Genomic DNA, 20,970 nt, shown 5'->3' on the forward strand with positions numbered 1-20,970 from the left:
ATGACGAGCTTTTTGTTCATTTTATCGTAAATTCCCACAAATGAAATCTGGGTAATTGTCTGGGGATTTGCGCCTCAAAGGAAATAACGGCGTTCAATTCTGCGACTGTGCCCTGACACCAGCCAAAAGGCAAACCTGCATCTCATTTAACCGGACAGGCGATCAAGCAAGCAAAGCTATGTTTAGTGCCGTTTTAATTTTGATCAAAGGCATTGGTGGGGGGCTATGATAGTGGATTGAAATTAGCAGGAGAAACATTTCTGGCAGGAACGAATATTTTTGGAATATATTTAGTAAAAAAGTACTAAGTGTGATAAAATTAAGGAAAAGATGGTTAAAAATAACAGTTAAAAGAGGCTGTACACATGAAGTTATCTTTGTATTTGGATGATAGGGAAACAGAAAAAATCTTTTCATACCTGCGCTGGATTTTCCTGTTGATCGGTGTGGTTATCTTTTATTTTCCTCCTCTAGCGGACAGGCTGCAATTCACTAAAGAAAGCTTTCCTCTTCTGTTGACAATGGGGTTTCTTTATATGGCAGCAGCACAAGTTGCGCTGGCAAGACTATCGCCTGGAAACAAATATTTTGGCGTTATGACTAAAGCAGGCATTGTGTTTGATTATGTTGCGCTCATATGGTTTTTGGTACTTACAGAAGGAGTGTTGTCCCCTCTGTTCCCGATTTCCTATTTATTGGTCATGCATGCAACGATTTACTGGAGGACAAAAGGTGCGCTGCTTTCTTCAGCTTGCATGACAATCGGTTATGCACTCATTTATCTTTTACAAGGAAATTTTGATTTTTACACATCCTTTATTTTTACTATCAATTTGTTCTTCATTTGGGTTGTCGGTGTTTTTGGCTCCCTGATTGTCATTCGCGAAAGGAAGCATTTCAGGCAAAAGGAAATATTCCAGGAATTGATGTTCATTGATTATCTGACAGGCCTATATAACCACAGGCATTTTCAGGAACAATTGCGGCTGCTTGCTTCCTCTGGACAGGGCTTCAGCCTTGTGATGGGGGATATCGACCATTTCAAGCAGGTGAATGACCGATTTGGCCACATTACCGGAGATGCAATCCTCAAGAAAATCGGAGCAATTTTTCATGAACTGGCAAAAAAGTATGATGCACAGGCATTCCGGTATGGAGGAGAAGAATTCGCTTTTCTCCTGCCAACAACAGATGAACTGGAACAAATTCGCTTTTTCGACGATTTATACGCCAGCCTTGCTGCCGAAGAGTTCCACGAAGAATGTCGGAGCATAACGATGAGTTTTGGAATCGTGTCATCACATGGTGAAGGGTTTCCGGATAAACTCCTCGGGCAGGCCGACCAATTGCTGTATGGAGCTAAAGCCGCCGGCAAAGACCAGACACATTTTGATACAGGATTCATCTTTCGTTCTCCCTTAGCGCAGGGGGAAGTCGCATCTGCGAGGCAATAAAGCTTCCCATGAAGGGAAGCTTTTGCTGCATATCGACTTTTATGGAGCTCCCACTTGAAGGATGGCAAATCCCAAAGGTATAGTAAAGGTATATTTATTGGAATATTAAATAGAACAGGTACATTGTATACATAGAAGAATGTTTAGTTTGCATGATAACTGTAAATAGGATGGTGGCAATGTATTGCTGATTGCTTCGATAAATAAAGGAGGATTTCTATGGCTCTTATCTCAGAAACGATCAAGGAAATGAAAGGGTATAAGCTCCATATCGTTAAAACAGGAAAATTCAAGACAAATACAATCGTCTGGAGGATGAAGGCACCCCTTTTACAGGAAGATGTCACAAAGAGGGCTTTGCTTCCACATGTTCTTCAAAGCAGCTCGAAGGCTTACCCGACGACCTCCAGGCTCCGTTCCTATCTTGATGAACTCTACGGTGCCAACCTTTATGTGGATGTCGCGAAAAAAGGGGAATACCATATCATCAGCTTTTCACTGGAAATAGCGAATGAAAAGTTCTTGATCGATCCGGAGCCATTGCTTAAAAAAGCCATGGAACTGATGGCTGAGGTATTGATGCATCCCCTTGCAGAAAATGATGCATTCGATAAAGATACAGTGGAGAAAGAAAAGCGGACGCTGAAACAACGGATCCAGGCTGTATATGATGATAAGATGAGGTATTCGAATTTCAGGCTTGTGCAGGAAATGTGCAAAGGGGAACCTTATGCACTCCATGTTAATGGTGAAATAGAAGACATCCCGGCCATTACAGAACAGAGCCTTTTTTCATATTACAAACAGGCTTTTCACGAAGATGAACTTGATCTCTATGTCATTGGCGATGTCGAGGAAGGGGAAGTCGAGGAAATCGCAGGAAAGCTGTTCCAATTCGAACCGCGTATACCAAAGAAGGCTGAGCAAGCGTCGACTGTCGAGAATGCTGAAGAAATTGTCAAGGAACAAGACGATGTCAAACAAGGAAAGCTGAATATCGGATATCGGACAAATATACTCTATGGAGACAAGGAGTATTATGCGCTACAGCTATTCAATGGCATTTTCGGCGGTTTTTCCCATTCGAAACTGTTTCTGAATGTTAGGGAAAAAGCTAGTCTTGCCTATTATGTCGCCAGCAGGCTGGAAAGCCACAAAGGCTTGATGATGGTCATGTCGGGGATTGAATTCAAGAACTACGATTTAGCCGTAAAAATAATCGGGGAGCAACTTCAGGCAATGCAGTCCGGTGGATTCACCGATCAGGAAATAAGCCAGACGAAAGCTGTCATCGAAAATCAGATGCTCGAAACACTTGATACAGCGAGAGGAATGGTCGAAGTACTATATCACAATGTAGTCGCTGAACAGCCTGTGAACCTTGCTGACTGGCTTGAGGGTATGCGTCACACAACGAAAGAGGATATCGTGGAGGCAGCTAAGAAGGTGAAAATGGACACCATTTATTTCCTGACTGGATTGGAGGCGGATAAATAATGGAAAAAATCATTTTTGAACAGCTTCAAGAAGAGCTTTATTACGAAAAAATGGAGAACGGACTCGTTGTCTATATCCTGCCGAAAAAAGGCTTCAATAAAACATACGCAACATTCACAACAAAGTATGGTTCGATTGATAACCATTTTCTTCCGCCAGGAAGGGAAGAGTTCGTCAGGGTCCCTGATGGAATCGCTCATTTTCTTGAGCACAAATTATTTGAAAAGGAAGATGGAGATGTCTTCCAGCAATTCAGCAAACAGGGGGCATCGGCAAATGCCTTTACATCATTCACGAGGACGGCGTACCTTTTTTCAAGTACATCGAACGTTGAGAAGAATTTGGAAACCCTGATCGACTTTGTGCAGGACCCCTATTTTACGGAAAAAACCGTAGAAAAGGAAAAGGGAATCATCGGCCAGGAAATCACGATGTATGATGATAATCCCGATTGGAGACTCTATTTCGGATTGATCCAGAATATGTATAAGAACCACCCTGTCAGCATTGACATTGCCGGGACAATTGAGTCGATCTCGCATATCACGAAAGATATGCTTTATGAATGTTATAACACGTTCTACCATCCGAGCAATATGCTGCTTTTTGTTGTCGGACCAGTCCAGCCGGAACAAATCATGGCCCAGGTCAGGGAGAACCAGGCTCGGAAGCAGTATAAGAATAAGCCTGAAATCAAACGGCGTTTTGAGGACGAACCGGCAGCGGTTGCTGAAAAGAAACAAATCCTCAACATGAATGTACAGACGTCTAAATGCCTTGTAGGTTTAAAAGCTCCCAGGACTGATCAGGCTGGAAGTGAAATGCTTAAAAACGAGCTTGCTGTCAATGTCATGCTCGATATCCTGTTTGGCAAAAGCTCCGATAACTATACAAGTCTCTACAATGACGGACTTGTCGATGACACCTTTTCATACGATTATACACAGGAACAGGGCTTTGGCTTCGCGATGGTTGGCGGCGACACTTCGGACCCGGAGTTGCTTACAGATAAGCTTAAGGGGATGCTGCTCGAAGCAAAGAATGGTTCTGGCCTGACTAAAGCCAGCCTTGAACGGACGAAAAAGAAAAAAATCGGCGCATTCCTGCGGGCAGTGAACTCACCTGAATATATCGCTAACCAGTTCACTCGCTACGCTTTCAATGAAATGGATTTATTCGATGTCGTACCGACCCTCGAGGCCTTGACACTTGATGATATCAAAAATGTGGCTGGCAATCTCATTGACGAAGAACGGCTGACAGTTTGCCAGGTCATTCCGAAGAATAGATGATGTTTGATTGCGCCGGCCACTCCGGCGCATTTTGCATGGACAAGATGGAGAGGAGTAAAAATGAAGAAATTCGTACTTGTAACCGGCGCAAGCGGAGGCATCGGACAGGCGATTGCCTTGAAACTTGCCGAATCGGGTTATTCGCTGTATTTGCATTACAACAAGAACAAGAAGGGAATCAGCGAGCTTTTGGGGAAGTTGCAGCGATTCGAAGGTGAGTACCTTCCGATCAAAGCGGACTTATCTTCAAGGACGGGTTATTTGGAGCTCGCATCCAGTGTTTTTTCCCTTGACGCAATCATTCATAACGCTGGCAATTCCACCTATGGAATGCTGGAGGAACTTGAACAGACAGAAGCGGAAGAGCTGATCCAGCTTCATGTGACCTCTCCGCTCATGCTGACAAAAAAGCTGATGCCAAAACTGGTAGCCAAAAAAAACGGCTGTATCATAATGGTTTCATCCATCTGGGGCCAAACAGGCGCTGCATGCGAGGTGGCTTACTCGATGGTGAAGGGGGCGCAAATATCGTTTGCGAAAGCATTGAGCAAGGAGCTGGCTCCTTCAGGAATCAGGGTGAACGCGGTGGCGCCAGGAGCCATTCACACACCAATGATGGCAGGATTCCCCCCGGATGAACTGGCAGCCATATCAGAGCAAATCCCTTCAGGTAGGCTAGGCACACCTGAGGAAGTTGCGGAAAGCATTGAGTTCCTTTTATCGGAAAGGGCGTCCTATATTACAGGCCAAGTATTGTCAATCAATGGTGGATGGTACACGTAACGCGGGGCTTGGCCTTTTTTCAAAAGCTCGATTTTGATGCATAATAATCACGCCTCCTATGCAAAATAACCTTGTACCATTTTTGATAAGGAGGTAATAAAAATGTCTGTACTGGATAATTGGAATCAATGGAAGGATTTTCTTGGAGATCGTCTTCAGGAAGCCCAGAACCAGGGAATGAACAAAGAAGTTGTCGGAGATCTTGCTTACCAGATAGGGGACTATCTTGCCAAGAATGTAGACCCTAAAAACGAGCAGGAAAGAGTCTTGACAGACTTATGGTCAGTTGCCAGCCCAGAAGAGCAGCAGGCAATTGCCAACATTATGGTTAAGCTTGTTCAAAACAACGGGACGAGATAATCGAAAAAAAGAGAGAAGAGGGGATGGGTTTGATTCCTCTCTTTTTTTGTGCTGTTCGCCCTTGCTCTCAATCAAGTGATTCCGTTGCAAAAAGCTTTGTTGGAAAACGGCAATTGCCGCGGTTGGGATCCCTTTCAAAAATTGGCTATCGCCCATTCAGCATAAAAAACCCAGGTTGTTGCCAATTTCTTATTGAACGCCATCCGTTGCCTTGTTTTTCCTTTCATCTTCACCCAAAATCATATATTATAGAAGCTAGAGATTTCATGTCAAAAACTGTCGCACCTTATAAAGCATAGGGGGAGAAAGAATGGTGAAAAAAGAATGGTACCTGGAATATCAACTGAAAATCAACCGTCCAGGCCTGCTTGGTGATATTTCTTCTTTGCTTGGGATGCTGTCCATAAACATCGTGACAATCAACGGAGTCGATGAGGGAAGGCGCGGCCTGTTGATCCTTGCCAAGGATGATGACCAAATCGTTCGTCTAGAGTCGATATTAAACACAATGGATACAATAAAAGTAATTAAAATAAGGGAACCAAAGCTCCGCGACCGTTTAGCCGTCCGTCACGGCCGCTATATCAACCGTGACGCCGATGATAAAAAAACTTTCCGGTTCGTAAGAGATGAACTTGGACTCCTGGTGGATTTTATGGCAGAATTATTTAAGCAGGAAGGGCACAAACTGATTGGGATCCGCGGAATGCCGAGGGTCGGAAAGACAGAATCGGTCGTCGCTGGTAGTGTATGTGCCAATAAGAAATGGCTGTTTGTCTCTTCGACACTGCTTAAACAGACTATCAGGAACCAATTGATCGAAGATGAATACAGCGCAGATAACCTGTTCATCATTGACGGGATTGTTTCAACAAGAAGGGCGAATGAGCGCCATTGGCAGCTTGTAAGGGAAATCATGCGTTTACCGGCAGTCAAGGTTGTCGAGCACCCTGATATTTTTGTCCAAAATACAGAATATACAATGAATGATTTTGATTATATAATTGAGCTTCGAAACGAACCAGGAGAAGAAATCGTGTATGATGTGGTCCAGAGAAATAACATGTTTACCGATTCGGATTTTGGAGGATTCGATTTTTAAAAGTATTGGAAGGTGTTATCGTGACTGAGTTAGGAAATGTTTTAAAAGAAGCGCGTGAATCAAAAGGCCTCAGCCTGGACGAGCTGCAGTCCATCACGAAAATACAAAAGCGGTACCTGCTTGGCATTGAGCAGGGGGACTATTCCATGATGCCCGGAAAATTCTATGTGAGGGCGTTCATTAAACAGTATGCAGAAGCGGTGGGGCTTGAGCCCGATCAATTGCTGGAACAGTATAAAAACGAAATTCCATCTACATATAATGAAGAATTGCCTGAGCAGCTGTCGAGGGTCAGTTCAAGAAAAAGCCTCTCCCCCGACACATCAAGGATTTTTGATATCCTGCCTAAGATCCTGATTGGGGTATTCATAATCGGTGCAACCGCCCTGGTATGGTTCTTGATTGTCAATAGCGCAGGCGATGAAGGCAAGGAGCAGGTGATGACTGAGAAAGGACCTACCAATTTCGAGGAGTCAGAACAGATTTCAGATGGCAGCGATGGAAAAAAGGGAAAGAAGGAAGATGAAAAGGCAAAGGATGACGAAGACCCTGCCAAAGATGAAGCCGAGGAGGCTCCAAACCAGGAATTGAAGGTTGTCGATAATAGCGGGAGCAATTCAACATACGAATTGAAAAATGCCGAAAAGTTTTCTGTCAAGGTTGTTTCCACAGGAGAAACATGGGTTGGCGTATCCAACGCCAGCGGGAAAACCGTTTTCCAGGGAATCATGAAAAAAGGGACAAATGAAAGCTGGTCACAGGATCTCTCCAATGAAACCGAGGTGACCATTAATATCGGCAAAACGCCTGAGACAGAAATCTATGTGAATGACGAGAAATTGGAGTATGCCATCCCGCCGGAAGAGGATATGACCCAGAAAATCACAATCAAATTTATGAAGTAAGGAATGATTGCCCGTATGGACGATTTTGTTTATACGGGCTAAGTGCATGATAGTCATCTGGGATGGTGGCTATTTTCACTTTTTACATAACTGACGAAAGATGGATGCTAAAATGATGCAGCCACAATTATCACCTTGGAGGAAAAGAATATGAATTTACCAAATAAGATTACGATTTCAAGGATTTTTATGATTCCACTGTTCATGATCGTGATGCTTGTCCCGTTTTCATGGGGAGAAATCAGTCTGTTAGGGACAGAGATGCCCGTAACACATCTGGTTGGCGCCTTGATTTTCATCATTGCTTCAACGACTGACTGGGTGGACGGCCATTATGCCAGAAAACATAATATGGTGACGAACCTTGGCAAATTCCTCGATCCGCTTGCGGATAAGCTTCTCGTTTCAGCTGCTTTGGTCGTGCTTGTTGATCTTAACCTTGCCCCGTCGTGGATCGTGATTGTGATCATCAGCCGGGAGTTTGCCGTCACAGGCCTGCGGCTGGTCCTTGCGGGCGGCGGGGAAGTCGTTGCCGCAAACATGCTCGGGAAAATCAAGACATGGACCCAAATCGTTGCTATTTCAGCGTTGTTGCTCCACAACATCATTTTTGAGTATTTCTCTTTCCCTTTTGATGATATCGCCCTTTGGGTAGCGATGTTCTTCACGATTTGGTCTGGATGGGATTACTTTGACAAGAACAAGCATGTGTTCATAAATTCAAAATGAGTATTGACAACAGGGGGAGAATGGATGAATGCTGAAATTATTGCTGTAGGCTCTGAACTGCTGCTTGGACAGATCGCGAATACAAATGCGAAGTTCTTGTCCAGGCAGCTTGCTGCGCTAGGCATCAATGTGTTTTACCATACAGCAGTTGGGGACAATCCAATCAGGCTGAAACAGGCAATGACAATTGCCGAGAATCGGGCCGACCTGATTATATTCACTGGCGGACTTGGTCCTACCAAGGATGACCTGACAAAGGATACGATCGCCTCCAAGCTCGGGAGGAAACTTTCCTTAGACGAAGATGCGATGCAATCAATCGAACAATATTTCGAACAGACGAATCGGACGATGACAGAGAACAACCGTAGGCAGGCGCTTGTCATCGAGGGTTCCACTGTATTGAAAAATGAACACGGTATGGCACCGGGAATGTTCATCGCGACAGATTCCCACAAGTATATGCTCCTTCCCGGACCTCCTTCTGAAATGGAGCCAATGTTCCTGAAATACGGGCAAGGCGCCATTACAGGGACAATCGTTTCAGGGCAGAAAATCGAATCACGCGTTTTAAGGTTCTTTGGAATTGGGGAGGCAGCCCTGGAAGCGAAGATAGAGGATCTGATCGACAATCAGACGAATCCAACCATCGCTCCATTGGCAGGGGATGGTGAAGTAACGCTGAGGCTGACAGCAAACGCGATTTCAACCCAGACAGCCAAGTCCCTGATCGATGGGGTTGAGAAGGAAATCATGTCCCGTGTAGGATCCTTCTTCTATGGATATGGTGAAACTTCGCTCATCAGGGAACTGTCAAAGCTCCTGGCTGAAGAGGGAATGTCCATTTCTGCTGCAGAAAGCCTGACCGGAGGGATGTTCCAGCAGGAACTCACGGCGATGTCGGGGGCAAGCAGCTTTTTTAAGGGTGGAATTGTCTGCTATTCTAATGAAGCAAAGATGGTTCTGGTACGAGTAAAGAAGGAAACAATTGAACGATTCGGCGCAGTCAGCAGGGAATGTGCGATGGAACTGGCAGTGAACTCTGCGAATCTCCTGGATGCTGACATCGGGATCAGCTTCACAGGAGTTGCAGGCCCAGATAGGCTTGAAGGGCATCCTCCTGGTACAGTGTTCATTGGGATTGCGGTCAAGGGACAGCCAGTCCATGCAGAAAAAGTCATGGTTGCCGGTACAAGGAATGCTGTCAGGACACGGGCCGTCAAGTACGGCTGCCAGCTGCTGCTTGATCGATTATCGGAAACACGGAAGCGATAAGCTCCGTGTTTTTTTCTGGGTTTAGACCTCTGGAACGAATGGAGTATTAGCTGCCAGAGCAGCCCAGAATTCGGCAGGTAGCCGCGCACAACATTTAAAAATTGAAAGATTCATTATGGAAATTCACTTTTTAAGCTGTGGATTTCAATAAAAATGACATGCGCGACATCCAAAAATAAATTTATCAGCAAAATCGTTTCGGAAAATAATCGAATAAATGTTCGATTTTTTGTTGGACAAACACATAGGAAAAAGGTATATTTATAGTAGGTCTTGAAGATGAGATTTGCGGGCCGGCTGCAGCCGGTTCGTTTTATATAAAAGGAGGAAATTTGAGTGAGTGATCGTCAAGCTGCATTAGATATGGCATTGAAACAGATTGAAAAGCAATTCGGTAAAGGCTCAATCATGAAGCTGGGAGAACAGACTGACAGGAAGATTTCCACTTCTTCAAGTGGATCGCTTGCATTGGATGCCGCACTTGGAATAGGCGGATATCCTCGAGGACGGGTCATAGAAATATATGGACCTGAAAGTTCAGGTAAAACGACTGTCGCGCTTCATGCGATTGCTGAAGTACAGGCAAATGGTGGCCAGGCTGCATTTATCGATGCGGAACACGCGCTTGATCCTGTATATGCGCAGAAGCTTGGCGTAAATATCGATGAGCTTCTCCTTTCACAGCCGGATACAGGGGAACAGGCATTGGAAATCGCTGAAGCGCTTGTCCGGAGCGGTGCGGTTGATATCATTGTCATCGACTCTGTCGCTGCACTTGTACCGAAGGCGGAAATCGAAGGGGAAATGGGCGATTCACACGTCGGCCTTCAGGCTCGTTTGATGTCACAGGCACTTCGTAAGCTTTCCGGAGCGATTAACAAATCAAAGACAATCGCTATTTTCATTAACCAGATTCGTGAAAAAGTCGGCGTGATGTTCGGAAACCCTGAGACAACTCCTGGCGGCCGCGCATTGAAATTCTATTCAAGCGTACGCCTTGAAGTCAGGCGTGCGGAAACTTTGAAGCAAGGCAATGACATGGTAGGGAACAAGACGAAGATCAAGGTCGTCAAGAACAAAGTAGCGCCACCATTCCGTACCGCTGAAGTGGATATTATGTATGGAGAAGGAATATCCAAGGAAGGCGAAATCATTGACATGGGTTCGGACCTGGATATCATCCAAAAGAGTGGATCCTGGTATTCCTACAATGAAGAACGCCTTGGACAGGGAAGGGAGAATGCAAAGATCTTCCTGAAAGAAAATCCGTCAATCCGCCTTGAAATCCAGAAGAAAATCCGTGACCACTATGGGCTGGATTCGGACTTCACTGCTCCAGAAGAAGAGGACCAGGAAGCACTCGATCTGGATTGAATTTACTGCGAATATTTCTGAACGAAGCCTCCTGCAAACAGGAGGCTTTGTTTTGGCTTCCTCATAAATGGAAGATCATCCAGCAATAGGATTCTCAACTTTTGTATAAAATGAACAAATAATGGATAAAAAGCATTGCACTCCTAATCGGACAAACCCTTGACAATAAAATTTCGCAGCTTTACAATTAAAAATGTATATTTTACATTTTCATGGTATTAAAAACGTTTAAAAGCATTAGAGCTGTATGTTGATGCTTGAAACAATGTACATGCCGACACTTTAAAAAACGTAACACAAGTTCATAGCAAGAGGAGGTGAAAATGATGGATCCTATTATTTTGATCATCTCCATTTTGCTTGGCCTATTCGTCGGTGCAGTTGTTGGCTATTTTTATCGTAAATCCGTAGCGGAAGCAAAAATTGCAGGAGCCAGAAACGCTGCTGAGCAGATCATAGAAGATGCGAAGCGGGAGGCAGAGGCTTTGAAAAAGGAAGCCCTGCTGGAGGCTAAGGATGAAAATCACAAACTGCGTACGGAAGCGGAACGTGAGATTCGTGAACGAAGAAATGAACTGCAAAAACAAGAAAATCGTTTATTGCAAAAAGAGGAGAATCTTGATCGTAAAGATGAATCGTTGAATAAGCGAGAAAATCTTTTAGAGAAAAAAGATGACGCTCTTTCCAAAAGACAACAGCATATTGAAGAGATGGAAAGCAAAGTGGACGAGATGGTACGAAAACAGAAGGCTGAACTTGAACGCATCTCGGGCTTGACGCGTGAAGAGGCTAAATCCATCATTTTGGAGCGGACTGAGCAAGAACTTGCTCACGACATTGCATTAATGATTAAAGAAAACGAAAACAGGGCGAAAGAGGAATCCGATAAAAAAGCGAAGGAAGTACTGTCACTTGCCATTCAAAGGTGTGCAGCTGACCATGTTGCCGAAACAACTGTTTCAGTCGTAAACTTGCCGAATGATGAAATGAAGGGCAGGATCATCGGACGTGAAGGACGGAATATCCGTACCCTGGAGACGTTGACAGGAATTGACCTCATTATTGATGATACTCCGGAAGCAGTCATCCTTTCCGGTTTTGATCCAATCAGGCGTGAAACAGCCCGTTTAGCTCTTGAAAAGCTTGTTCAAGACGGACGCATTCATCCGGCCCGAATTGAGGAAATGGTCGAGAAGGCCCGCCGTGAAGTTGATGAACACATCCGCGAGGTAGGGGAACAAACTACCTTTGAAGTGGGTGTGCACGGTCTGCATCCTGACTTGATCAAAATTCTTGGCCGTTTGAAGTATCGCACCAGCTACGGACAGAATGTCCTGAAACACTCTATGGAAGTAGCACAGTTGTCTGGATTGCTGGCAGCGGAGCTTGGAGAAGACGAAACTTTGGCCCGCCGTGCAGGATTACTGCATGACATTGGAAAAGCGATTGACCATGAAGTGGAAGGAAGCCACGTCGAGATTGGCGTTGAGCTGGCCACCAAATACAAGGAGCATCCTGTTGTCATTAACAGCATTGCTTCTCACCATGGTGACACTGAACCAACTTCAATCATTGCCGTGCTCGTGGCAGCTGCTGATGCATTATCCGCTGCAAGGCCAGGAGCCCGCAGCGAAGCGCTTGAGAATTATATCAGACGCCTTGAGAGATTGGAGGAAATCTCCGAATCCTATGAGGGTGTTGAAAAGTCGTTTGCCATCCAGGCAGGCAGGGAAATCAGGATCATGGTCAGGCCGGACCAGATCGATGACCTTCAGGCACATCGCCTTGCACGTGATATCAGGAAAAAGATCGAGGAAGAACTTGACTATCCTGGGCATATCAAGGTCACGGTCATCCGTGAGACAAGAGCAGTGGAATACGCAAAATAAAGCGGTGCTTAGCACCGCTTTTTATTTTGGCGTCCTGATGATACAATTTTTCATATATAAATCTAATTCAGACAGGAAAGTGAAAAAAATGAGACTTTTGTTTATTGGCGACGTTGTAGGATCTCCAGGCCGCAATATGGTATCGGAATATTTGCCGAAACTAAAAGAGAAATACCGTCCGACTGTAACCATCATCAACGGAGAAAATTCTGCGAGCGGGAAAGGCATAACCGAAAAAATTTACAGGCAATTTCTTGAACAGGGTGCACAGGCGGTCACGCTGGGAAATCACGCCTGGGATAATCGAGAAATTTTCCAATTCATTGATGAGGCAAAGTATTTAGTCAGACCAGCAAACTTTCCTGAAGATGTCCCAGGAAAGGGAATCGTTTACCTGAAGTTGAACCAGGAAGAACTGGCTGTCATCAATCTGCAGGGCCGCACCTTCCTGGCGCCTACGGATTGCCCTTTCAGGAAGGCTGACGAATTGATCGCCGAAGCATCAAGGAGGACTCCTTTGATTTTTGTGGATTTCCATGCAGAAGCTACCAGTGAAAAACAGGCAATGGGCTGGTATCTTGACGGCAGGGTTTCTGCTGTCATCGGGACACATACCCACGTCCAGACAGCTGATCGGAGAATCCTGCCAAATGGGACTGCGTATTTATCCGATGTTGGGATGACAGGCCCGTATGATGGCATTCTTGGCGTCGAGAAGGATGCGGTCATAAAAAGATTCCAGACGAGCCTGCCTGTAAGGTTCGAAGTTGTGAAGGATGGGCGCACCCAGCTATCGGCGGCGGTGGTCGATTTGGACAAGAAGACAGGTAAGGCACAGAAGATCCAGACTGTGCTCATCAATGATGACCACCCTTTTTACGATTAGCATGCAGCCGGCATAGATTGTGCTTTTTCATGCTCCCCGGTCATATAGAGGCTTTCTCCTGAATATAGTAGCAGTGGAACAAACTAACCTGGATGTCCGTGCAAGGGGTCCAGGAACGGGACAAATATAAGGAGGAGCCAGGAATGGAAATATTAAAAGTTTCAGCAAAATCTAATCCTAATTCTGTAGCTGGTGCGCTTGCTGGAGTACTGCGGGAAAGAGGGGGAGCAGAAATCCAGGCGATTGGAGCGGGTGCATTGAATCAGGCCGTAAAGGCAGTAGCGATTGCAAGAGGATTCGTAGCACCCAGCGGAGTCGATCTCATTTGCATCCCGGCATTTACTGACATCCTGATTGATGGAGAAGAAAGAACTGCAATCAAGCTGATTGTGGAACCGAGATAATTGGGCCGCTTTGCCTTAAAAGATATGCTGAAGAACAAGTCATGAGTGACGTATCGATTTTGCCTGTTTGCTGCCGCAAGCAGGCTTTCTTGTTCCTTACGGCAAAAAGGAGGAAATAAAGGAGGGAATGGTTTGAAGGTATTTGATGGTCATTGCGATGTACTTTATAAAATGTTCATGGATCCATCGCTTGAGTTTTCCAAGTCCACGGGACTCCATGTTACACATGAGTCGCTTAAGGCCTCGTGCACAAAAGTCCAGTTGTTCGCGATTTATGTCCCGGAATCAGTGCATCCAGATTTAAAGTTCCAGGCTGCCCTGCATATGGTGGATTTATTTTATGAAAGAATCCTGACATCCACAGGAGTGAAACAAATCATTTCCAGCGAGGATATCCATCAGCTTGAAGTGGATGAAATAGGAGCCCTGCTGACACTAGAAGGCTGTGACGCAATCGGTCAGGATTTAATGAAGCTAAGGACGTTGTTGAGGCTCGGGGTACGTTCGGTTGGATTGACCTGGAACTATGGCAATCATGTAGCAGATGGAGCTCTTGAAAAGCGGGGGGCTGGGTTGTCTCGGTTTGGGAATCAGGTCGTAGGGATGCTGAATGAGGAGCAGGTTCCTTGTGATCTGTCGCATCTTTCGGAACGGGGGTTCTGGGATGTGATCGAAACCAGCAAATTTGCTTTTGCTTCCCATTCCAACTGCGACGCTATTTGTCCGCATCCAAGAAATTTGAAGGACGAACAAATCAAGGCATTGATCATGAGGGATAGTGTGATCGGAATAACCTTTGTTCCGGAATTTTTGACAGGGGAGCAGCAGGCGCGGATTGATGATGTTATCAGGCATGTTGAACATGTCTGCTCCCTTGGAGGGGAAAACCATCTCGGTTTTGGTTCAGACTTTGATGGAATCGACTGCACCGTATCCGGGCTGGACGGGAACCGCCAATACCATAATCTTATTGAAGCATTGCAAAAACATTATTCTGATATACAAGTCAGGAAGTTTTTATTCGGCAATATGGCAGGCAGGCTCCCATGGAAAAAATGAAAGGATGTATGTGTTTGTAAAGGATTTTGCTGGTTCGGACAGCGAACCTGTCCATCGGTTTGCCGTTCATATTTTTATTAATAAAAAACATTCATATTTTAGTCAATATTTAATCGTAAAGGGTTGCTTTTTTTATGACATAGGTCTAGAATTGTAAGCGTTTAGTACCATCCACTTGCTAGCTTCCCGGGTCTGCAGAAGATTCTCAGAGCCAAAGTCTAGTGAATTACTTGGAAAAGTGCTACACTTAATAACGAAGCGTTTTTACATATTTTTTTACGTATCTAAAGGGGTGTAAGAGATGATCAATCAACTTTCATGGAAAGTTGGCGGACAGCAGGGAGAAGGAATTGAATCTACCGGAGAAATATTCTCCATAGCATTGAACCGTCTGGGCTACTACTTGTATGGATACCGCCACTTTTCATCACGTATCAAAGGTGGGCACACAAACAACAAGATTCGGGTTAGCACAACACAGGTTCGATCGATTTCTGATGACTTGGATATCCTTGTAGCTTTCGACCAGGAAACAATCGATGTCAATTACAAGGAATTGCATGCGAATGGAGTGATCATTGCCGATGCTAAGTTCGACCCTAAGAAACCGGAAGATACTGAAGCAGCAATGTATGCGGTTCCATTCACGGAAATGGCTACGGAATTAGGTACATCTCTTATGAAAAACATGGTTGCGATTGGTGCGACCAGCGCGGTATTGGATTTGGACATCGAAGTTTTTAAAGAAGTCGTCCAGGAAATTTTCGGGCGCAAAGGACAGCAAGTCGTCGAGAAGAATATGGAAGCCATTAAAACTGGCTACGAATATACAAAAGAGCAATTAGGCGATACATTGACCATGCAGCTGGAAAAAGCTGATGGCAAAAAACGCCTTTTCATGATCGGAAACGATGCAATCGCGCTTGGAGCATTGGCTGCAGGCTGCCGGTTCATGGCTGCCTATCCGATCACCCCGGCTTCAGAAATCATGGAATATTTGATTAAGAAGCTTCCAGCACTGGGAGGGACTGTCATTCAGACAGAGGATGAGATCGCGGCAGCGACGATGACAATCGGCGCCAACTATGGCGGTGTCCGTGCAATGACAGCATCTGCAGGACCAGGGCTTTCCTTGAAGATGGAAGCGATTGGCCTTTCAGGCATCACTGAAACTCCGCTTGTCATTGTTGATACACAGCGTGGCGGCCCGTCTACAGGCCTTCCAACGAAACAGGAACAGTCAGACCTGATGGCGATGATCTATGGAACACACGGGGAAATCCCAAAAATCGTCATGGCTCCAAGCACCGTGCAGGAAGCCTTCTACGATATAACAGAAGCGTTCAACCTTGCGGAAGAATACCAATGCCCTGTCATCCTCCTTACAGACCTGCAGCTTTCATTAGGGAAGCAGACAGTCGAACCGCTTGAGTTTGACAAGGTGGAAATCCGCCGCGGAAAATTGGTGGCGGAAGAACTTCCGGAAATCGAGAACAAGGGATACTTCAAGCGCTATGAAGTAACCGAGGATGGAGTTTCGCCGCGCGTCATCCCAGGAATGAAAAATGGTATCCACCATGTCACCGGGGTTGAGCATGATGAAACGGGTAAGCCTTCTGAATCATCTGCGAACCGTATTGCCCAAATGGACAAGCGTTTCCGGAAGATCAGCAACATCAAGTTCAAAACGCCTATCCATAAGAATGCTCCGCATGAGGAAGCGGATTTGCTGATTGTAGGATTCAACTCTACAAGAGGTGCCATTGAAGAAGCAATGGGAAGACTTGAAAAGGATGGCCTGAAAGTGAATCATGCGCATGTCCGCCTAATCCATCCATTCCCTGCTGATGAAATGATGGAGCTTGTGAAATCTGCTAAGAAGATTGCGGTCATTGAAAACAATGCGACAGGACAACTGGCTAACATTATGAAGATGAACGTCGGCCATGCTGAGAAGATCACAAAGATCCTCAAGTACGACGGAAATCCATTCTTGCCGCAGGAAATCCACACAAAATGCAAGGAGTTGTTCTAGGATGGCGACTTTTAAAGATTTTCGAAACAGTGTAAAACCTAACTGGTGCCCAGGCTGCGGCGACTTCTCTGTCCAGGCGGCTATCCAGCGCGCAGCTGCGAATGTGGGACTTGAACCAGAAGGCATGGCAGTTATTTCCGGTATCGGCTGCTCCGGCCGTATCTCAGGATATATCAATTCATACGGGTTCCATGGAATCCACGGTCGCGCCCTTCCAATCGCACAGGGTGTCAAGATGGCTAACCGCGACTTGACAGTCATCGCTTCAGGCGGTGATGGCGACGGCTTTGCCATCGGCATGGGGCATACTATCCATGCAATCAGACGGAATATTGACATCACTTACGTTGTCATGGACAATCAGATTTACGGGTTGACGAAGGGTCAGACTTCCCCTCGTTCGGCTGCAGGATTCAAGACGAAATCTACTCCGATGGGATCGATCGAACAGGCGATTTCACCAATGGAAATGGCATTGACAGCAGGCGCTACCTTCGTTGCGCAAAGCTTTTCAACAGATCTCAAAGATTTGACAGCACTGATTGAAGCCGGTATTAACCATAAAGGTTTCTCATTGATCAACGTATTCAGCCCATGTGTCACTTACAATAAAGTGAACACATATGACTGGTTCAAGGAAAATCTGACTAAATTGAGCGACATCGAAGAGTACGATCCTTCGAACCGTGAAGCTGCAATGCAGACTTTGATGAAGCACAACGGACTTGTAACGGGATTGATCTATCAGAATACAGAACGCAAGTCTTACCAGGAACTGGTCAATGGTTTTTCAGAAACACCACTGTCTAAAGCAGACCTTAAGCTTGACCAGGAGCACTTCGATAAGCTTGTTGCTGAATTTATGTAAAAAAAGAGACAAAATGACCCCAATCTTCATGGATTGGGGTTTTTAATGCCTAAAAATGTGAGTGGAATCACAACAGGGCAGACAAGAATTCTGTACAATAAAAACTTGGACAGGCTTTTTGGCAAGACAGTGCTGGATATTCCAGTGCCTGCTATTGTCTTCGATGAATGAAGGGTTTATACTATTATAATGTGTATATTTCTATATTCTTGGATTGCCTAAGCAATTAGGAGACCAGATGCTTTTCTGATAACAAATCAGGTTTCGCGCAAGTTTGAGCGCGAATGCTTTTCCGATGAAAGGGGAAATACAATGAACGAAAAACAACGCCTAGAAAGTCAGCAAGTGCAGCCTGCTAATTCTTCGGACAAAAAATCCAGCAAGGATTACAGCAAGTACTTTGAAAAAGTTTATACAGCACCTTCCTTGAAGGAAGCAAAAAAACGCGGGAAGGAAGAAGTCACTTATCATAAAGATTTCTCGATCCCTGAACAATTCCATGGAATGGGACAGGGGAGGAAATTTTATATCCGCACATATGGCTGCCAGATGAATGAACATGATACAGAAGTTATGGCAGGAATCTTCCTTGGCCTTGGATACGAACCGACAGAAAGTGCGGAAGATGCGAATGTGATCCTTTTGAATACCTGTGCGATCAGGGAAAATGCAGAGAACAAGGTTTTTGGTGAGCTAGGACATCTTAAGCACTTGAAAAGAGAAAAGCCGGATTTGCTTTTAGGTGTTTGCGGATGCATGTCCCAGGAGGAGTCAGTTGTCAATAAAATCCTGAAGACCTACAGCCATGTTGATATGATCTTTGGTACCCACAATATCCACCGTCTTCCAAACATCCTCCATGAAGCATATATGTCCAAGGAAATGGTTGTCGAAGTGTGGTCGAAGGAAGGGGATGTCATCGAAAACCTTCCAAAAGTACGCCAGGGCAATATCAAAGCATGGGTAAATATCATGTACGGATGCGACAAATTCTGTACGTACTGCATTGTTCCGTATACACGCGGTAAGGAGAGGAGCCGCCGCCCTGAAGACATCATCCAGGAAGTCCGCCAGCTTGCTGCCCAGGGATATCAGGAAATTACCCTGCTTGGACAGAATGTGAACGCTTACGGAAAGGATTTCTCAGACATGAAGTATGGGCTAGGCAATTTGATGGATGAAATCAGGAGAATCAATATCCCGAGGATCCGGTTTACAACTAGCCATCCCCGGGATTTCGATGATCATTTGATCGAAGTCCTCGCCAAAGGCGGGAACTTGATGGACCATATTCACCTTCCTGTTCAATCAGGATCAACAGAAGTGTTGAAGATCATGGCACGCAAATATACTCGTGAGCAATACCTGGAGCTTGTACGCAAGATCAAGGCGGCCATCCCAAATGTGACATTGACTACGGATATCATCGTCGGGTATCCCAATGAAACCGAGGAGCAATTTGAAGAAACTTTATCCTTAGTCAGGGAAGTAGGCTATGAATCAGCGTATACTTTCATTTACTCTCCGCGGGAAGGAACACCTGCAGCAAAAATGCAGGATAACGTTCCAATGGAAGTGAAGAAAGAACGTCTTCAGCGACTGAATGCGCTGGTCAATGAACAGTCCGCAGAGTCAATGAAAAAATACAAGGGCAGGGTCGTTGAAGTGCTCGTCGAAGGCGAAAGCAAAAATAATCCTGAAGTCCTCGCAGGTTACACAAGCAAGATGAAACTTGTCAATTTTGTCGGACCAAAATCAGCAATCGGCAAAATTGTGAAAGTGCAAATAACCGATGCGAAAACATGGTCATTGAACGGGGAAATGGTAGAAGAAATCGAACCAGTTGAGGTGAAATAAGTTGGCCAAATTTAATAAAGATGATATTATCGAGCGTGCAAAAGAGATTGCGTTAATGATCGCGGAAACAGAAGAAGTTGACTTTTTCAAGCGTGCCGAGGCTCAAATCCATGAAAACGAAAAAGTAAAGACACTTATTTCGTCTATAAAGGGCTTGCAGAAGCAAGCTGTCAATTTCCAGCATTATGGGAAGGCTGAAGCGCTGAAGAAAACAGAGGAGAAAATCGCATCACTTGAGCAGCAGCTTGATGAAATTCCTGTCGTACAGGAATTCAAGCAATCCCAGCTTGAAGTGAATGAACTATTGCAAATCATCGCATCCACCATTTCCAATACCGTGACCGATCAAGTCATTGCCTCGACTGGCGGTGATGTGCTTCGCGGGGAAACAGGTGCAGCAGTCAAAAACAGTCAAAGCTGCCACACGCACGAGCATTGAGATGGTCAATAAATAATGGCACCCGCAACATGCGGATGCCGTTTTTTTATGGCCAGAAACCTTTCTTTTTCAGCCATCCGGGAACATTCATAGCGATTGGGCATACAATGAACTATGCCTAAGTTTTTAGCAGAGTCTCCAAAATTAATCGCACACTAGTCTAATATCACGCATAGGATGAATTGAAAAAGATTGAGGAGGTTTCGCTCGCAATGGGAGATTACAGACAGATTATCACGAAAGCCGTCGTAGCGAAAGGACGGAAGTTCACGCAGTCCAATCATACGATCAGCCCAGCGCATCATCCGAGCAGCATTTTAGGCGCTTGGGCCATTAACCATAAGTACAAAGCAAAAAAGGTCGGGAAAACAGTTGAAGTATGTGGATCGTATGATCTCAACATCTGGCACTCCTTTGATGATAATACAAGAACAGAAGTAGTGACAGAGAAAGTGAATTATACCGATGTCATCAAGTTGAAATATCGCGACAATGATTGCATGGATGACAACGATGTCCTGGTCGATGTACTCCAGCAGCCTAATTGCATCGAGGCTGTCGTTTCACCGAACGGAAACAAAATCATCGTCAATGTGGAGAGGGAGTTCCAGACTGAAGTCATCGGGGAAACAAAAGTCTGGGTAGCCATCAACCCTGACGGAGTCGAAGGCGATGATGATGAGTGGGCAAACGATCTTGATGACGAAGAATTCGAGGATCTTAACCCTGAGTTCCTTTTAGGAACAGAGGAAGAATAACACC

At 45.2% G+C, this 20,970-nt stretch carries 20 protein-coding genes; all 20 read left to right on the forward strand.

Going from position 1 to position 20,970, the window contains the following annotated elements; genetic code table 11:
• Positions 1–365 precede the first annotated feature (365 nt).
• The 20 genes from JJQ88_RS01100 to JJQ88_RS01190 all read left to right on the forward strand — a co-directional run bounded on the left by JJQ88_RS01100 (position 366) and on the right by JJQ88_RS01190 (position 20,966).
• Positions 366–1,454, forward strand: coding sequence for a GGDEF domain-containing protein (locus JJQ88_RS01100; protein ID WP_210363882.1), 1,089 nt, complete (start codon positions 366–368; stop codon positions 1,452–1,454).
• Between the two features lie 219 nt (positions 1,455–1,673).
• Complete coding sequence (gene yfmF / locus JJQ88_RS01105; RefSeq protein WP_210363883.1) at positions 1,674–2,951, forward strand: EF-P 5-aminopentanol modification-associated protein YfmF; 1,278 nt, start codon at positions 1,674–1,676, stop codon at positions 2,949–2,951.
• Entirely contained in the window at positions 2,951–4,243 is a 1,293-nt protein-coding gene (yfmH, locus tag JJQ88_RS01110) for an EF-P 5-aminopentanol modification-associated protein YfmH (protein ID WP_210363884.1), read from the forward strand. Before yfmF ends, yfmH begins: the two co-directional genes overlap by 1 nt.
• A 60-nt stretch (positions 4,244–4,303) precedes the next feature.
• A complete protein-coding gene (gene ymfI, locus JJQ88_RS01115; protein WP_210363885.1) occupies positions 4,304–5,026 on the forward strand; it encodes an elongation factor P 5-aminopentanone reductase in 723 nt (240 codons plus the stop codon).
• 102 nt (positions 5,027–5,128) lie between these two features.
• Entirely contained in the window at positions 5,129–5,386 is a 258-nt protein-coding gene (locus JJQ88_RS01120) for a DUF3243 domain-containing protein (RefSeq protein ID WP_210363886.1), read from the forward strand.
• Positions 5,387–5,696: 310 nt separating this feature from the next.
• Positions 5,697–6,488 carry a DUF3388 domain-containing protein gene (locus tag JJQ88_RS01125; protein ID WP_210363887.1) on the forward strand — a complete coding sequence of 264 codons (792 nt, stop codon included), beginning with the start codon at positions 5,697–5,699 and terminating at the stop codon, positions 6,486–6,488.
• Positions 6,489–6,508: 20 nt separating this feature from the next.
• Positions 6,509–7,393 (forward strand): helix-turn-helix domain-containing protein, encoded by an 885-nt coding sequence (locus tag JJQ88_RS01130; protein ID WP_210363888.1) that lies wholly within the window; start codon positions 6,509–6,511, stop codon positions 7,391–7,393.
• Between the two features lie 150 nt (positions 7,394–7,543).
• Entirely contained in the window at positions 7,544–8,122 is a 579-nt protein-coding gene (gene pgsA / locus JJQ88_RS01135; RefSeq protein WP_210363889.1) for a CDP-diacylglycerol--glycerol-3-phosphate 3-phosphatidyltransferase, read from the forward strand.
• Between the two features lie 24 nt (positions 8,123–8,146).
• Positions 8,147–9,397 carry a competence/damage-inducible protein A gene (locus JJQ88_RS01140; protein ID WP_210363890.1) on the forward strand — a complete coding sequence of 417 codons (1,251 nt, stop codon included), beginning with the start codon at positions 8,147–8,149 and terminating at the stop codon, positions 9,395–9,397.
• A 336-nt stretch (positions 9,398–9,733) separates the two neighbouring features.
• On the forward strand, positions 9,734–10,771 hold the full coding sequence (gene recA / locus JJQ88_RS01145; RefSeq protein ID WP_210363891.1) for a recombinase RecA: 1,038 nt from the start codon (positions 9,734–9,736) through the stop codon (positions 10,769–10,771).
• A 326-nt stretch (positions 10,772–11,097) separates the two neighbouring features.
• Positions 11,098–12,660 (forward strand): ribonuclease Y, encoded by a 1,563-nt coding sequence (gene rny, locus JJQ88_RS01150; protein WP_210363892.1) that lies wholly within the window; start codon positions 11,098–11,100, stop codon positions 12,658–12,660.
• An 88-nt stretch (positions 12,661–12,748) separates the two neighbouring features.
• Positions 12,749–13,546, forward strand: a complete 798-nt coding sequence (locus JJQ88_RS01155) for a TIGR00282 family metallophosphoesterase (protein ID WP_210363893.1) — start codon at positions 12,749–12,751, stop codon at positions 13,544–13,546.
• 143 nt (positions 13,547–13,689) lie between these two features.
• Complete coding sequence (gene spoVS, locus JJQ88_RS01160) at positions 13,690–13,950, forward strand: stage V sporulation protein SpoVS (protein ID WP_010193268.1); 261 nt, start codon at positions 13,690–13,692, stop codon at positions 13,948–13,950.
• 132 nt (positions 13,951–14,082) lie between these two features.
• Positions 14,083–15,009, forward strand: a complete 927-nt coding sequence (locus tag JJQ88_RS01165; RefSeq protein ID WP_210363894.1) for a dipeptidase — start codon at positions 14,083–14,085, stop codon at positions 15,007–15,009.
• 301 nt (positions 15,010–15,310) lie between these two features.
• The gene (locus tag JJQ88_RS01170) at positions 15,311–17,044 is read left to right on the forward strand and encodes a 2-oxoacid:acceptor oxidoreductase subunit alpha (protein WP_210363895.1); all 1,734 of its coding nucleotides are present in this window, start codon (positions 15,311–15,313) and stop codon (positions 17,042–17,044) included.
• A 1-nt stretch (position 17,045) separates the two neighbouring features.
• Positions 17,046–17,912: a 2-oxoacid:ferredoxin oxidoreductase subunit beta gene (locus tag JJQ88_RS01175; protein ID WP_210363896.1), complete on the forward strand. Its 867-nt coding sequence runs from the start codon at positions 17,046–17,048 to the stop codon at positions 17,910–17,912.
• Positions 17,913–17,957: 45 nt separating this feature from the next.
• Positions 17,958–18,083, forward strand: a complete 126-nt coding sequence (locus JJQ88_RS21395) for a hypothetical protein (protein ID WP_282597643.1) — start codon at positions 17,958–17,960, stop codon at positions 18,081–18,083.
• Between the two features lie 141 nt (positions 18,084–18,224).
• Positions 18,225–19,769, forward strand: a complete 1,545-nt coding sequence (miaB, locus tag JJQ88_RS01180; protein ID WP_210363897.1) for a tRNA (N6-isopentenyl adenosine(37)-C2)-methylthiotransferase MiaB — start codon at positions 18,225–18,227, stop codon at positions 19,767–19,769.
• A gap of 1 nt (position 19,770) precedes the next feature.
• Positions 19,771–20,208: a YlbF/YmcA family competence regulator gene (locus JJQ88_RS01185; RefSeq protein ID WP_210363898.1), complete on the forward strand. Its 438-nt coding sequence runs from the start codon at positions 19,771–19,773 to the stop codon at positions 20,206–20,208.
• Positions 20,209–20,420: 212 nt separating this feature from the next.
• On the forward strand, positions 20,421–20,966 hold the full coding sequence (locus JJQ88_RS01190; protein WP_210363899.1) for an outer spore coat protein CotE: 546 nt from the start codon (positions 20,421–20,423) through the stop codon (positions 20,964–20,966).
• The last annotated feature ends 4 nt before the right edge of the window (positions 20,967–20,970 follow it).

Source organism: Bacillus sp. REN3, assembly GCF_017912555.1.
Taxonomy (GTDB): domain Bacteria; phylum Bacillota; class Bacilli; order Bacillales; family Cytobacillaceae; genus Mesobacillus.